Source organism: Flavobacterium sp. I-STPP5a, from assembly GCF_009764685.1.
Classification (GTDB): domain Bacteria; phylum Bacteroidota; class Bacteroidia; order Flavobacteriales; family Flavobacteriaceae; genus Flavobacterium.
The window spans coordinates 26,746-40,190 of record NZ_VHLM01000063.1; the positions used below are offsets into that span (position 1 = coordinate 26,746).

The 13,445-nt window shown below is 30.8% G+C and carries 15 protein-coding genes; 8 read left to right on the forward strand and 7 right to left on the reverse strand.

Annotated features, from left to right (window positions below; genetic code table 11):
• Window positions 1-54: 54 nt before the first annotated feature.
• Window positions 55-696, forward strand: a complete 642-nt coding sequence (locus tag FJV36_RS12600; protein ID WP_158729479.1) for a superoxide dismutase — start codon at window positions 55-57, stop codon at window positions 694-696.
• Between the two features lie 332 nt (window positions 697-1,028).
• The gene (locus FJV36_RS12605) at window positions 1,029-2,228 is read left to right on the forward strand and encodes an LETM1-related biofilm-associated protein (RefSeq protein ID WP_158729447.1); all 1,200 of its coding nucleotides are present in this window, start codon (window positions 1,029-1,031) and stop codon (window positions 2,226-2,228) included.
• 41 nt (window positions 2,229-2,269) lie between these two features.
• Here FJV36_RS12605 and can read toward each other — a convergent pair whose 3' ends face one another.
• The 3 genes from can to FJV36_RS12625 all read right to left on the reverse strand — a co-directional run bounded on the left by can (window position 2,270) and on the right by FJV36_RS12625 (window position 5,158).
• Complete coding sequence (can, locus tag FJV36_RS12610) at window positions 2,270-2,905, reverse strand: carbonate dehydratase (protein WP_158729448.1); 636 nt, start codon at window positions 2,903-2,905, stop codon at window positions 2,270-2,272.
• Window positions 2,906-2,963: 58 nt separating this feature from the next.
• Window positions 2,964-4,790 (reverse strand): SulP family inorganic anion transporter, encoded by a 1,827-nt coding sequence (locus FJV36_RS16515; RefSeq protein WP_233264589.1) that lies wholly within the window; start codon window positions 4,788-4,790, stop codon window positions 2,964-2,966.
• 74 nt (window positions 4,791-4,864) lie between these two features.
• Entirely contained in the window at window positions 4,865-5,158 is a 294-nt protein-coding gene (locus FJV36_RS12625; protein ID WP_158729449.1) for a hypothetical protein, read from the reverse strand.
• A 222-nt stretch (window positions 5,159-5,380) separates the two neighbouring features.
• Here FJV36_RS12625 and FJV36_RS12630 point away from each other — a divergent pair, with 222 nt between their 5' ends.
• A complete protein-coding gene (locus FJV36_RS12630) occupies window positions 5,381-6,322 on the forward strand; it encodes a LysR substrate-binding domain-containing protein (RefSeq protein WP_158729450.1) in 942 nt (313 codons plus the stop codon).
• Between the two features lie 25 nt (window positions 6,323-6,347).
• Here FJV36_RS12630 and FJV36_RS12635 read toward each other — a convergent pair whose 3' ends face one another.
• Both FJV36_RS12635 and mnmD read right to left on the reverse strand, forming a co-directional pair.
• The gene (locus FJV36_RS12635) at window positions 6,348-6,545 is read right to left on the reverse strand and encodes a hypothetical protein (RefSeq protein WP_158729451.1); all 198 of its coding nucleotides are present in this window, start codon (window positions 6,543-6,545) and stop codon (window positions 6,348-6,350) included.
• A gap of 126 nt (window positions 6,546-6,671) precedes the next feature.
• Window positions 6,672-7,334 carry a tRNA (5-methylaminomethyl-2-thiouridine)(34)-methyltransferase MnmD gene (mnmD, locus tag FJV36_RS12640; protein ID WP_158729452.1) on the reverse strand — a complete coding sequence of 221 codons (663 nt, stop codon included), beginning with the start codon at window positions 7,332-7,334 and terminating at the stop codon, window positions 6,672-6,674.
• Window positions 7,335-7,631: 297 nt separating this feature from the next.
• On the opposite strand from mnmD, the gene FJV36_RS12645 reads away from it, so the two are divergent.
• Window positions 7,632-8,699, forward strand: a complete 1,068-nt coding sequence (locus FJV36_RS12645; protein WP_158729453.1) for a branched-chain amino acid aminotransferase — start codon at window positions 7,632-7,634, stop codon at window positions 8,697-8,699.
• A 53-nt stretch (window positions 8,700-8,752) separates the two neighbouring features.
• Here the strand turns inward: FJV36_RS12645 and FJV36_RS12650 are convergent, their stop codons facing one another.
• Entirely contained in the window at window positions 8,753-9,142 is a 390-nt protein-coding gene (locus tag FJV36_RS12650; RefSeq protein ID WP_158729480.1) for a nucleoside triphosphate pyrophosphohydrolase family protein, read from the reverse strand.
• Window positions 9,143-9,624: 482 nt separating this feature from the next.
• Here FJV36_RS12650 and FJV36_RS12655 point away from each other — a divergent pair, with 482 nt between their 5' ends.
• The 4 genes from FJV36_RS12655 (at window position 9,625) to FJV36_RS12670 (ending at window position 12,288) form a co-directional block, all read left to right on the forward strand.
• Window positions 9,625-10,749 carry an SRPBCC family protein gene (locus FJV36_RS12655; protein ID WP_158729454.1) on the forward strand — a complete coding sequence of 375 codons (1,125 nt, stop codon included), beginning with the start codon at window positions 9,625-9,627 and terminating at the stop codon, window positions 10,747-10,749.
• A 61-nt stretch (window positions 10,750-10,810) separates the two neighbouring features.
• A complete protein-coding gene (locus tag FJV36_RS12660; protein WP_158729455.1) occupies window positions 10,811-11,353 on the forward strand; it encodes an RNA polymerase sigma factor in 543 nt (180 codons plus the stop codon).
• Between the two features lie 33 nt (window positions 11,354-11,386).
• The gene (locus FJV36_RS12665) at window positions 11,387-11,806 is read left to right on the forward strand and encodes a hypothetical protein (protein WP_158729456.1); all 420 of its coding nucleotides are present in this window, start codon (window positions 11,387-11,389) and stop codon (window positions 11,804-11,806) included.
• Between the two features lie 23 nt (window positions 11,807-11,829).
• The gene (locus tag FJV36_RS12670) at window positions 11,830-12,288 is read left to right on the forward strand and encodes a sensor of ECF-type sigma factor (protein ID WP_158729457.1); all 459 of its coding nucleotides are present in this window, start codon (window positions 11,830-11,832) and stop codon (window positions 12,286-12,288) included.
• 58 nt (window positions 12,289-12,346) lie between these two features.
• Here the strand turns inward: FJV36_RS12670 and FJV36_RS12675 are convergent, their stop codons facing one another.
• A complete protein-coding gene (locus FJV36_RS12675) occupies window positions 12,347-13,414 on the reverse strand; it encodes an oxidoreductase (protein WP_158981179.1) in 1,068 nt (355 codons plus the stop codon).
• Window positions 13,415-13,445: the final 31 nt, after the last annotated feature.

Here is a 13,445-nt window from a genome sequence, read left to right on the forward strand (position 1 = left end):
CAGGACGCTTTTGCAAATACTACTCAGCCCCTACCCGAAGAAACTGGGAGCGATATGTTAACTAATAGCTTTGAAGGAGGACCATTTGTATTGCCAAAATTACCTTTTTCTACTGATGCTCTTGAGCCTCACATAGATAAAGCCACAATGGAAATTCATTATGGAAAGCACCATCAAGCCTACGTAACCAACTTAAATAAGGCAATAGAAACTCTTGATAAAAAACTTGTTGAATCTTCTAGCTCACTCGAAACTATATTTGAAAAAATGTCACAGTTTCCTGATTCAATACGAAATAATGCTGGAGGCCATTACAATCACACCTTATTTTGGGAGTTACTATCTCCTGCTGGAGGTGGTTTGCCCAAGGGGAAACTAGCCGAAGCAATTACTAGTAGTTTTGGATCATTTGATGAATTCAAAAAACAATTTGCTGACGCTTCTATGAAACGTTTTGGTTCAGGTTGGGCATGGCTAGTAGTTAAAGATGGTCAACTCATAATTGGTTCCACAGCCAATCAAGACAATCCTATAATGCGTTTGAAAGGAAAAGGTCTTAAAGGTAAACCAATCATAGCCTTAGATGTTTGGGAACATGCTTATTATCTCAAAAATCAAAACCGAAGAGCTGATTACATTAACTCTTTTTGGAATGTTATTAACTGGGAAAAAGCAGAACAACTATTTAATTCTTAATATTTTTTTTTTTAATATACTTTCCTGCAAACCAAGTCTCAATATTTTTTGAGACTTGGTTAAATTTGAATACTACAGCTACGAGAAAATCAAAATATTACATCAGGTTAAACTACTAATTAATATTACTGATAAATAATTAAATCAGCAATATTGACCTTAAATTTCACTCCCATTGTCCCTACTACTTTAATTTCGATAGAAGACTAAAAGGTTATATTGTTATTTTTTTTTTGCATAATTTAAAGCATTTGTAATTCTTTTGTTAAACTAAATTAATGGTTGAAAAACTTATCTAAAAAAGAATAGCTTTGTAATCTGAAATTAAAACAATGATTAACCCGTCAGCAATAGGTTGGATAGACAAATTTTTTAGTGAGCAAGATTTTTCAACAAAATCAGTTGCACTAACCGCTGATGCCTTTTATGAAAAAGTAAGAGCAACCGGTTTTATCTATGGACATATCATTGGTTTTAACACACCTACTCAAATTCAAACCAAAGGCTGGTTTAAAGATGAAATATCAAAGGTAGCATTACTTACACTACTCTATGATGTTTTTTGTTTGACAAAAGGAGAAAATCAAAGTGATCTTTTCATAAAAGAAACGGTAGCTTTTTATCATCAAATGAATCCTGAAGGATTTAATTTATTTAAAAAAATATTACCCAAAGATTCACTAGCGCTTACACTTGAAAAAATTATTGATGATCGAGTACAAACGAACGAGAGTATTATCAATAAAAATTTTTCACACTTGGTTACCAATGCTTTATTATTCATAGATGTTATTGCATTTCAACAGTATCTTGTTCAAGGAGAAATTCCAGAAAAGTATTTAAAAAAAATAGAAGAAACCATAGTAAATGTGGTGACTATTGCTCTGAAAATAAAATCAAAAAAATCACAATATGATGATCTTTTAATCAAACTTTTTGAGGCATCAATACGATACAGTAAGTTTTCTAAAGAAACAACACAGAACTTAGATACACTACAACTGGATTATTTTACAAATGATCTTGAAAAATATTATTTGATAGATCTAGCCTGTATGGCTTTATGGAGCGATGGAGAAATTGAAAATGAAGAAAATTATTTTTTACACTCACTTGGCACTATTCTAAACATTAATGATTCATTTGTAGTACAAAGCTTAAAAAGCACAACTGTTTTTATTGCACTACACAAAAAAGACATTCCATATTTTAATTATTCAAATCCGGTAAAACATTTTTACGATCAAACAACACAGAGCGTTGTCACGTTAATAAGTAGAAATAAAAATCGATTATTAAAAGAAATCTATCAAAGTAAGGAGTTAATGGTTTTACTTGCTTATTCAACCCGAAGAGATCTTGATGAAAAAGAAAAGAAAAAAGTCAAAAAACAATTGTTAGAAATTTGTAAAACCATACCATCTTTGACTATTTTTTTACTCCCAGGGGGAAGTTTATTATTGCCTATTTTGATAAAATTCATTCCTACTCTACTACCCAATGCGTTCAACGAAAACCTCGACGAAGAATAAAAAAACCCAAAAAGCTATTTACTTTTTGGGCCTTAAATAATTTAAAATTTTAATTGGTATACTTCATCAAGGTCATCTTCTGAGCTTATGTTTACATTTAAATCTGTTACAAAACCTGAATTTAAACCGTATACCCATCCATGCAACGTAAGATCCTGATTGTTTCTCCATGCTCCTTGAACAATAGATGTTTTTGCTAAATCAAAAACCTGTTCCTTTACATTGAGCTCTACAAAAGTATTGAAACGCTCTGTTTCATCTTCAATACTGTCTAAGTAAGTATTATGTAAGCGGTACACATTTTTAATATGACGAATCCAGTTGTCAATAATACCAATAGATTGATTACCCATAGCGGCCTTAACCCCACCACAACCATAATGCCCACATACGATTACATGCTTTACTTTTAGAACATTTACAGCATAATCTAAAACGCTTAGCATATTCATATCTGTGTGCACCACCATATTAGCAATGTTTCGATGAACAAAAACTTCTCCTGGCTTTGCGCCTACAATTTCATTAGCCGGAACACGACTATCTGAACATCCAATCCATAATAATGGTGGTGTTTGACCTTTGGCTAAATCAGCAAAAAAATTAGGATCACTTGCTAGTGATGTTTCAACCCATTTTTTATTATTATCTAATATTTTTTTATAAAAATCACTCATTCTATTTTAATTTAATGTTTCTAAATTTTTTTCTAATAGCTTATATAATTCTTTTAAACTAAAAATCTATTTCATCTCCAATGGGCTTCTTAACCATAACTCGTTTAGCTGCATCATAATAATGTCCAAATGTGACATGATTGTTAGAATCATCCGAGTTTTCAAGTTCGTAAGCATCTTTAAATCCTTTCAGTTTTACTTTTATTTTTTTATCAACAGCTTTAATTGTTTTGAACTCATGAATAAGATCTAAAATATCGTGAGCAATATAAACGGTGTCTTTAGCATCAATAATTACCTTTGACTTTTCAGGAATGTCATTCAAAGTTTGCTTGATGGCTGCTTTATTTAAAAACGAAACTTCTTGAGCCAAATCAATGTGAATAACATCACCTGATTCATACTTCTCTTTTCGAAAGTTATAAGCGCGTTTTAAATTTCCTTTTAATACAAAAATGATACTAATAAAGATACCAAGCGCTACACCTTTAAGTAAATCAGTGAATATAACTGCAATTGTAGTTGCAAAAAAAGGAAAATACAAATACTGATTACGTGTAATTGTTTTTTTAAAATCAATATCTCTTTTGAATTTAAAAAAACAAAAAATTAAAATAATTAGAGAAATAGTCGTGAAAAAAATAACAACATTATTAAATTTATGAACCGCATCATAAGCAATTTTTATACCTACCAACGAAGTAATCAATAGATTAATTTCTTTTGGCATATAATGTAAAAAATGCTTGATATTAGGAAATGCTAATTTATAACCAACTAATAATAAAACTGCCGCCAATGTTGCTAATGGAATTTTATTTAATAATGATGGAATTGCTAAAACACTTACTAACAAAAGTACACCGTGAATTATCGCCGACATTTTTGATTTTGCTCCTGCACTATTATTGGCTGTAGTTCTAACGACAACGGAGGTCATTGGTAAACCTCCTAAAAGTGCACTCAAAATATTGCCTATTCCTTGTGCTTTTAACTCAACATTAGTGTTGGTAAATCTTTTTAATGCATCCATTCTATCAGACGCTTCAATACACAATAACGTTTCTATGGAAGCAACCACTGTAATTGTAATAGCAACAATCCAAACCTTTGAATTTGAAATTGAGGTGAAATCTGGAGTAACAATGATTTTTTTAAATTCTTCTAAAGTAGATGGAACAGGCAAACTCACCAAATGCTCTTTTACTATAGCTAAATCACTACCTGATTGAATAAAAAATTCATTTAATAGAATGCTCACTATTACAGCAATTAAAGCAGGTGGTACTAATTTGATTTTGTTCAAAAATGCTACTTTATTCCAAAGAATCAAAATCCCTAAAGATAGTAAAGCTATAATTATAGAACCTAATTGAACATGATTAACAATTTGAAAAATTTCAGAAAAAGAATTTTGACCATCAACTTGAAAAAAGGATTCGTCACCTTCAAAGTCTGGATCATAACCGAAAGCGTGAGGAATTTGTTTTAGAATAATAATGACTCCAATCCCTGCTAGCATTCCTTCAATAACATTATTTGGAAAATAATTTGAAATTGTTCCTGCTTTAACAAAACCTAGAATTAACTGAAGAATTCCAGCGATTAAAACTGCCAAAAGAAAAGAATTAAATGAACCTAAATCGGTAATTGCTGTTAGAACAATTGCTGTTAAACCAGCCGCAGGTCCTGAAACACTTAAATGCGATTGACTTAAATAGCCTACTACAATTCCTCCAACAACTCCTGAAATAATACCTGAAAATAAGGGTGCCCCACTTGCCAAAGCAATACCTAGACACAACGGAAGCGCAACTAAAAAAACCACTAATCCAGATGCAAAATCAGACTTGAGGTGAGCAAAAAGATTATTTTTGTTTTTCATAAGATAATGATAATTGATATACAAAGAATTATCCATATCAAAAAGATATAGACATTTTTTTCTAGAAAATTACATTACCCTAAGTTAGGAGGAGGTGCAAAAATAAAAGAGATTACATTATCATGTTTAGCTATCTTATTTGAAAAAAGAAACTCAATTTCTTCAAAAGAAACATTAATAAGATCAATATTTACCAATTCTTGATAAACAAAATTCTTTATTTCCTTTTGAGAGTCTTCTTCCTCTTCGGCAAAATCAAAGAATACAGAAATGTCACAGCTCTTTTTAATAATAATTACAATAGTGGGCGCAGCTAAGAAAGCTAAAAATAAAAATAAAAATAAAAAAAAACGCGCAAACACTTTCATTGATAAAGTAATAAATTCAAGTAAATAGAACTACAAAATTGTTGAAAAGATAATAAATTAAGTTATGTGCAATCTTGGGATAAAGATAATAAATATTTTAAATTGTAATCATTTAATTTTTTTAAACAAAAAACCGACAAGTATTAATGTTTTGCATAATATTTACAAATTAATCATAAAGTAAATTGATTGTTTTTATCTTTGTATCATAAAATACTATACATGACAATTACACAACTAAAATATGTTTTGGCAGTTGCAGAACATAAAAATTTCACACTTGCAGCTGAAAAATGTTTTGTTACGCAACCCACATTGAGTATGCAAATTCAAAAAATTGAAGAGGAATTGAGTATTCAAATTTTTGATAGAACAAAAAAACCGATACAGCTTACAGACATTGGACAAAAAATTGTTAACCAAGCAAAAAATATAGTTGTAGAGGCTGATCGTATTCAAGATATTGTGGAACAACAAAAAGGGTTTATTGGTGGTGAATTTAGACTTGGAATCATTCCTACCATTATGCCTACGCTTTTGCCTATGTTTTTGAATAATTTTATAAAGAAATATCCTAAAGTTAAACTTATAATTGAAGAATTAAACACAAATGAAATTATAACAAAACTCAACAACGGCCATCTAGATGCTGGAATTGCCGCTACGCCTTTACTTGAAGAAAAAATTAAAGAAATAGTGCTCTACTATGAACCCTTTGTTGCTTACATACCAGAGAGCCATCATCATTTTCAAAAAAATGAAATTGAAGTATCTGATTTAAATTTAGACGAAATTTTATTACTTCAAGATGGTCATTGTTTTAGAGATGGGATCTTGAATCTTTGTAAAAGCGGAGATAGAAACGAAACCAGTCATTTCCAGATTGAAAGCGGAAGTTTTGAAACCCTAATTAAACTTGCTGATGAAGGCCTAGGAACAACATTATTACCTTACCTACACACCTTAGACCTTAAAGAAAGTGACGCTCTAAAACTGAGACACTTTAAGGAACCAAAACCTGCCAGAGAGGTAAGCTTAATTTTCCCTAAAAGCGAATTAAAAATTCAAATCATTGATGCCTTAAGATCAACAATCGCTGGAGTCATTAAAGGAGCTATTGTATTTCAAAACGTACAAATTATTAGTTCTATGTCAAAAAAATAAGGAACACTTAGGTTCCTTATTTTTTTTATGAATTTACTAATATTAAACACTGTTTTAACTCGGGCTTGCTTACGGTGTAATTTAACAGCCATTCTCTTAAAAGCTCCATTTCGTATGGCAATAATGCTTTTATTGCTTTTTCTAACTCTTTACAAAACAATGCAGGGTCAAAACTTACCCTTTCTAAAATTGTTTTTGTATAGTCATACATTATTTTCGACATAGTGCAATTTATTTAAATTTCTTATTTTAAACAATGTAAATTTAGTATAAAAATATTTTCATCTCACTATTATTTAACTTTGTTTTTAGTTTTGAAAATAAATTTTGAATTTATAACCCAATAAAATTACTTTTTAAATGCTCTAAACATCTCGCGTTTGCCTGGAGGTCCAGCAAGTTTCTCTACCGTAAAACCAACTTCAATCATACTTCTTTTAACTACTCCTCTTGCAGCATATGTTACTAGAACTCCTTCTTTCTTTAGGGCTTTATACATTTTTTCAAATATTGCTGTACTCCATAAATCCGGCTGTACTCTATACCCAAAAGCATCAAAATAAATCAAATCAAACAACTCGATATCATCGATTTCTTCAAAAAATTGTTTTCTTTTTGTAATTTCAAAATGGTTTGCAAGAGTATTTTTTTCCTCCCAATTACTGGTGTGTAAAACCTCAAAAATTGCAGCATGTTGCGCTGCATCTAGTTCAGCTACGTAATTCATTGCCAAAACTTCATCTGCAGCAACAGGATACGCCTCTACTCCTACATAATTAATGGTTTGATTTCTTTTTATCGATTCTAAAAAAGTGATAAAGGCATTGAGCCCCGTTCCAAAACCAATTTCTAAAATAGACACTTTTGAATCAGGAAAAAGTGCCAATCCGTTTTTGATAAAAACATGCTCTGCCTCTTGTATAGCACCGTGTTTTGAGTGGTAACATTCATCCCAATCAGGTAAACGAATAGTTGTAGAACCATCTAAGGTTTGAATAATCTCTCTTTTCAAAATAAATAGTATAGGTATAAATGAATATAAACAGAAGTTTTTACCAAAATTAGTGAAAACAAAAACTTTATTTTACATACTGTCCGTATTTTTTAGAAAACGCTAATAAAATGAAACATCTTGAAGGTATTTTTTTAAATAACTAACAAATCACACATTTAAAGCAGAATTAAACGAATTGCATAAAAGTATTCATTGTTTTTTATTTAATTTTGCAGGCATTAAACAATAAGTAATACTTAATTAATAAGAATTATTTTTTTGTTTGAACCAAAAATAAACAAACAGTAAACTATTATGAGTAACACTCTAACTACTAAAATTGAAACTATAAAAGCCACAACATCAAAAATAAATGATGTAGATTTTGAAAACTTAAGCTTTGGTTCTGTTTTTACTGACCATTTATTTGAATGTGATTTCAAAAACGGTGAATGGCAAAACCCTGTCATTAAGCCATATGCTCCATTTTTGATAGATCCATCAACAAGGGTTTTTCATTACGGACAAGCAATATTTGAAGGAATGAAGGCTTACAAAGATACAAATGATGACATTTGGCTTTTTAGACCTGACGAAAACTACAATCGTTTTAATAAATCTGCGGTACGTATGGCAATGCCCGAAGTTCCTGAAGCTATTTTTATGTCTGGATTAAACCAATTGCTTCAACTAGACGAAGCCTGGATTAAAAAAGGGAACGGAAACTCAATGTACATAAGACCTTTTATGATTGCTACAGGAACAGGTGTGATAGCAAATCCATCAAACGATTATAAATTCATGATTATACTATCTCCAGTTACCTCTTATTATTCTGGAGATGTTAAGGTTCTTATTGCTGAACACTACAGTAGAGCTGCAAATGGAGGAATTGGTGCTGCAAAAGCTGCCGGTAACTATGCTGCACAATTTTACCCTACTACTTTAGCAAATCAAGAAGGTTTTCAACAAGTTATTTGGACAGACGATGCTACCCACACTAAGCTAGAAGAAGCGGGAACTATGAATGTGTTTTTCAGAATAAACGACACCTTATTGACTGCACCAGTTAGCGAAAGAATTCTTGATGGTGTAACGCGAAAAACCCTTATTGACTTAGCAAAAAGTGAAGGGATTGACGTTGAAGTTCGTTCTGTACTAGTATCAGAATTAGTTGAAGCAGCAAAAAATGGATCGTTAAAAGAAATATTTGGTGCTGGAACAGCGGCAGTTATTAGTCCAATATCAGGATTCTCATTCCAAGATGTTTATTATGATCTCCCTAAAGTGGATCATTCAGTGGCCATTCTACTGAAAGAAAAATTAACAAACATTCAAAATAAACTTGAAGAAGATACTTTTGGCTGGACCGTTAAAATATAACTTTGAATCCAATAAAATAAAAAAAGTGATTTTCTCTCGGAAATCACTTTTTTTCATTCCTGCTTTAATATACTTGAAAAATCGGGTTTAAAATAATGAGGTCCTTTCATCACTTTACCATCTTCACGATAAATAGGAGTTCCGTCACTATTTAATTTACTCATGTTGCTAAGCTGGATGGCTTCAAATACGGCTTCCATTTTATCCTGTAATCCATGGGCTATAATAGTTCCACATAAAATATACATCATATCACCAAGAGCATCAGCTATTTCTACCAAATCATTGTTTTTGACCGCTTCTAGGTACTCTTCATTTTCCTCTTTCATCAAATTGTAACGAAGCATATGCTTCATTTCGCCTAAATTAGCTACTGGCGTCTCATGAAATCCTAACTTAAAAGCTGAATGAAATTGTTTTACTGCGTCAAATTGTTTTTTCATGTTGATTCTTATTAAATGAGACAGCAAAATAGCAACTATTTCTAAACTATTGATTAATTTTACAAAAAATTATAAAACATGTTCAGTCAAGGTCAAATCATTTTTGGAATCATATTTTTTATCGCTTTTGTAATTGCCGCGATATACTCTTATAGAAAGGACATCAATATTCACAAAGAATTTTACAAAGGGAACTATAAAATCTTGTTAGGTTTTATTGCATTCATTGGAATACTCTTTTTAATTAAAGTATTTTTTAAAAGGTAGTTTTTTTTTACCTGTTAACTAGTCCACATTTTGTGGGCTTTTTTATTGATAACAATAACGGACTTATAAGACCATAAAAAAACAGCAATTAATTATTCGTTATAAAATACTATAGTACTTTTACTGCTATAGAAAATCAATTTATAAAGTTTTAGCGTTTGAAATACTTTTAAATAAAATCAATAACTTTACAAAAATTAACAAACTAAACCATCATGCGAATTTTAAAATATATTTTTCTTTTACTTTTGTTAAGTCTTGTAGCTTTAACCATATTTATAGCCACCCAAAAAGGAGATTTCACAGTAGAAAGAAGTCATATTATTAAAGCTCCAAAAAATACAGTTTATCAATTTGTAAATGATTTAAGAAACTGGGAGGATTTTGCAACTTGGACAACAGAGGACCCTACAACGCAACTTTCATATTCAGAAAAATCAACGGGAAATGGAGCTACCATGACATGGGAAAGTCAAGATAATTCAGGCTCTTTAAAAAACCTCTCTTCAAAAGAAAACGACAGTATTTTCCAAAAAATGGATTACAAGGGAAGTGATCTATCAATTGTTCTTCGTTTTAAGGATACCTTAAATGGAACTAAAATTACATGGAAATCTCAAGGAAAGATGAGCTTCACCATGAAAATAATGGCTGCAATGAAAGGGGGAATTGACAAAATAATGGGGCGCGTTTACGAGAAAAGTTTAGAGAAATTAGAAAAAACTTTGGTTTTCGAGACTAATACATTCAATGTAAAAGTAATTGGATTAACAACTAAATCTGGAACAAATTTCCTAAGACAAACCTTTACCAGCAAGCTTCCTAGTGTGTATAAAAATGCATTAATAATATTTAATACCATAACTACTTTTTGCTCAAATAATGGTATCGAATTAAACGGAAAACCTTTTTTACTTTTTCATAGTTACAATACCACTACAGGATTAGCCAAAATATCTTTTTGCGTACCTACAAAGAATCGAATTTTAACCAGTTCAGGAAGTGATATTTTATCTGGAAACCTTGAACCATTCGAAGCTGTAAAAACCTTATTAACAGGTAACTACACCCACATCAACAAAGCCATCCAACAATCAAATGCCTATATTGCTAAAAATAAGATTATTGTAAATCCAAATTTTAGTCATTTAGAAATTTTTAAAATCAATAAAACAGAGGTTAAAAATGCCTCAAAATGGGAAACTGAAATTTACGTACCTTTACCACCTAAAGTAATTCCTGTAATGGTTCCTGTAAAAACTACAACTGCTGCAGCAACCACACCAATCAGAAAACTAGAACCACCTGCAATAGAGGAAAAAGAGGAAACTGAATTTTAAAAAATAATCATCAGTATTAAACCTTATTATTCAAAAACTGTCTTATACTAAAAAACATATTTTGCAGGAAGAACAGGAATTTATAAACCAATTATTAAACCCCAAAACGCAAAATCAAGCGTTTCAACGGTTGTTATTGGAATATCAAAAACCTTTATACAACCACATTCGCACCATTGTTTTAAATCACGATGATACAGATGATGTTTTACAAAACTGTTTTATAAAAATATTTCAACATCTTAAAGGTTTTAAAGGAGATAGTAAACTTTTTTCATGGATGTACAGGATAGCAACAAATGAAGCCTTAACTTTCTTAAAACAAAAAGCACGAGCCAATAACATTTCATCAGAAGCTTTGCAAAACAAAACGCTGGATAATCTTGAAGCTGATGTTTTTTTTGATGGTAATGAAATGCAATTAAAATTGCAACGCGCCATAGCCAAATTACCAGAAAAACAACAGTTGGTTTTTAAAATGAAATACTTTCAAGAACTGAAATATGAAGAAATATCTGAAATTTTAGGCACAACAGTAGGCGGATTGAAAGCATCATACCATCTTGCGGTAAAAAAAATAGAAGCATTTGTTTCCTCAACTTAAACCTTTTAGCAATACATTGGTCTAAACACTATTATGAAGACATTTAAATTAGATAACGAACCTAAAATAGAGCCTGGATTTAAAGTTCCAGATCATTATTTTGACACTTTTTCTGCAAGAATGTTGCAGCAATTGGAACAAAATGAAACTCCAGTAATTTCTATTTTTCAAAAAAAGAAGACTTTACTATTTTCGGCTATAGCGGCCGTATTTTTGATCGCTTTAACGATTCCTTTATTATTCCAAAATAAAAATGTAATAAATGATGAAATGGAATCAGCTGCTATAGAAAATTACATAACCTATCAATCTAATATGAATCAGTACGACTTGATAAATGGGTTGAATTATGAAGAAATTGAAAACATGAAAACCCCAATTGCTCTAGAAGACGAGACTATTGAAGAACATTTTTCAACAAATGCTAATTTAGAAAATTTAATTTTAGAATAATTTAAAGATTTAAATAAAACACGATGAACAATTCCAAAATAATACTTCTTGCTTTATTATTTGTTTCTTTTAATTTTTACGCTCAAGGCGAAAGTATGAAAGAAAAAAGAGAGCAAATTAAAGTTTTAAAAGTCGCTTTTTTTACCACTGAAATAGGATTTACAACCACTGAAGCCGAAAAATTTTGGCCAGTTTATAATACTTATGACGATAAACAATTTGAATTAAGGCATCAAAAAATGAAGTCTTATGTGAAAAGAATGAGTGATGGCTCACTGGATAAAATTACCGAGAAAGAAGCCAAACTTTTTTTAGCCCAAATTGAAGGTACAGAAGAGGAATTATTTTTAGTACGAAAACGTTTTTTACAAAATTTAAGAACGTTTTTACCAGCTGTAAAGATTGTAAAATTAAAAAAGGCTGAAGAAGATTTCAATAAAAAGCTACTCCAACAATACCGCAATAACGGACAAAAAAATTAATTTCCTTTTTTATTAATTCAAGAACTACCCTCAGTGTCTAGCATACTGAGGGTAGTTTTTATTTATAGAATCGCAACCGAATCATTTTATTTTGACCAGCAGCAACAGCTGTGGTTGCATTAATAAAACGAATGGTATTAAGTTTTGAATCTGTTGCTAATTGTTTCCAAGAAATACCTCCATCCCCAGAATAAAATATTCCAGAATACCCCACAGTAACAATACCCTGCCCTTTACTATTAGGCACATATTGTACACAAGATGCATAACCAAAAGCAACATTCTCAGCTACTAGTTTCCAAGTTTTTCCTCCATCAACAGTTATGGCTTTATTAGAATGATTTTGATCTCTATTTTCATAATCTCCACCAGATATAAAACCTATTTTTTCATCATAAAAATCAGCCGTGAATATCCCTGTCATACTTTTACCTTGTACAATAGGCGTTTCATAAACAGTCCAAGACTTTCCTTTATTTGGCGAATAAAAAACTCTTGACTTAACTCCCCCAGAAACAATCCAAGTTGAAGACCCTTTTACTACAATATTAGTGTTGCTTGCCGCAAAAGCAGCTTCTCCTAAACTGGTTTTGGGCATTAGTGCATCAGGAACTTTTTCCCATGAAGCACCGCCATCACGAGTAACAATCACATTTAAACCCGTAGAAACGGGGTCTCCCATAGCTATACCTTTTTTATTGTTCCAAAATTGCATACTATCAAAAAAAAACTTTTCATGATTTTCTTGATAGACCAATTTAGAAGATAAATCTTTTTTTGAAATTTGATATAACAAAGCAGGATTTGATACACTTAAAACATAAACGTAATCTATAGTTTGTGCACTACTTCTAAATTCGAGTTGCAACGTATCTTTTAAAACTCTGCTTTCAGTTTTTTTATTGGCTACCAAATCAAAATACCCGAATCGATTTTTATCAGCTGCATACCAAATTTTAGTACCATCAACCACTAAAGATCGAATGCTAATTTTATCCTCAAATAAGGTATCAATACTTACATTCTTAAAAACGGAACTTTCCACACTAGTTTGATTAGCATCAACTTGACTTTTACAAGAAATGGTAAAAAGGATCCATAAAACAAAGGTAAAACGACAATTCATAAAATAATAATTTTACGCTAATGTACAATTA

Coding starts and splice junctions, on each gene's coding strand:
- FJV36_RS12600 (WP_158729479.1), top strand. CDS start 55: ATGTTAACTAATAGCTTTGAAGGAGGACCATTTGTATTGCCAAAATTA.
- FJV36_RS12630 (WP_158729450.1), top strand. CDS start 5,381: ATGACAATTACACAACTAAAATATGTTTTGGCAGTTGCAGAACATAAA.
- FJV36_RS12675 (WP_158981179.1), bottom strand. CDS start 13,414: ATGAATTGTCGTTTTACCTTTGTTTTATGGATCCTTTTTACCATTTCT.
- FJV36_RS12635 (WP_158729451.1), bottom strand. CDS start 6,545: ATGTCGAAAATAATGTATGACTATACAAAAACAATTTTAGAAAGGGTA.
- can (WP_158729448.1), bottom strand. CDS start 2,905: ATGAGTGATTTTTATAAAAAAATATTAGATAATAATAAAAAATGGGTT.
- FJV36_RS12605 (WP_158729447.1), top strand. CDS start 1,029: ATGATTAACCCGTCAGCAATAGGTTGGATAGACAAATTTTTTAGTGAG.
- FJV36_RS12655 (WP_158729454.1), top strand. CDS start 9,625: ATGCGAATTTTAAAATATATTTTTCTTTTACTTTTGTTAAGTCTTGTA.
- FJV36_RS12625 (WP_158729449.1), bottom strand. CDS start 5,158: ATGAAAGTGTTTGCGCGTTTTTTTTTATTTTTATTTTTATTTTTAGCT.
- FJV36_RS12670 (WP_158729457.1), top strand. CDS start 11,830: ATGAACAATTCCAAAATAATACTTCTTGCTTTATTATTTGTTTCTTTT.
- FJV36_RS12650 (WP_158729480.1), bottom strand. CDS start 9,142: ATGAAAAAACAATTTGACGCAGTAAAACAATTTCATTCAGCTTTTAAG.
- FJV36_RS16515 (WP_233264589.1), bottom strand. CDS start 4,790: ATGAAAAACAAAAATAATCTTTTTGCTCACCTCAAGTCTGATTTTGCA.
- FJV36_RS12645 (WP_158729453.1), top strand. CDS start 7,632: ATGAGTAACACTCTAACTACTAAAATTGAAACTATAAAAGCCACAACA.
- FJV36_RS12665 (WP_158729456.1), top strand. CDS start 11,387: ATGAAGACATTTAAATTAGATAACGAACCTAAAATAGAGCCTGGATTT.